Source organism: Streptomyces sp. DH24 (assembly GCF_029813775.1).
Classification (GTDB): Bacteria; Actinomycetota; Actinomycetes; order Streptomycetales; family Streptomycetaceae; genus Streptomyces.
Genome location: NZ_JARVKW010000141.1, coordinates 1 through 395, shown reverse-complemented (window position 1 = coordinate 395; position 395 = coordinate 1). Strand labels below are relative to the sequence as shown.

Annotated in this window: 1 protein-coding gene; it reads left to right on the top strand. The window is 57.7% G+C overall.

What is annotated here, in order from left to right; all coding sequences use genetic code 11:
- Positions 1–105: 105 nt before the first annotated feature.
- Positions 106–395, top strand: a 290-nt coding sequence (locus tag QC282_RS32215) for a PrsW family glutamic-type intramembrane protease (RefSeq protein WP_279553125.1), incomplete at its 3' end; no start/stop codon positions are given.

The following is a 395-nucleotide window of genomic DNA, read 5'->3' as shown; positions in this document are numbered from 1 at the left end:
ACCTTCATCGTCGGTGCAATCCCATCGACCGCGGCCCTTATCGTGTGTCTGCTGTGCTACCGCTGGCTCGACAGATGGGAGCCCGAACCTACCCGTCTCACAGTGATGGCGCTGATCTGGGGAGGGTCAGCAGGCGTCATCTTCTCGTTCCTTGTCGAGATGGCGGTTCCCGCCAGTGAGTTCGTGACGATGGCCATCGTCGCACCGCTTGCTGAGGAATTAGCCAAAGCCTCAGTATTTATTCTCGTTGCCACTGGAGCCCGCAAGCTTGAGCTCACCTCGCTAACCGATCACATCTTCTATGCCGGGATCTGCGCCCTAGGCTTCGCGTTCGTGGAGAACCTGGGTTATTTCGCTCTCTCGTCGAGTGCCGGGGAATTTGTCGTCATGACACT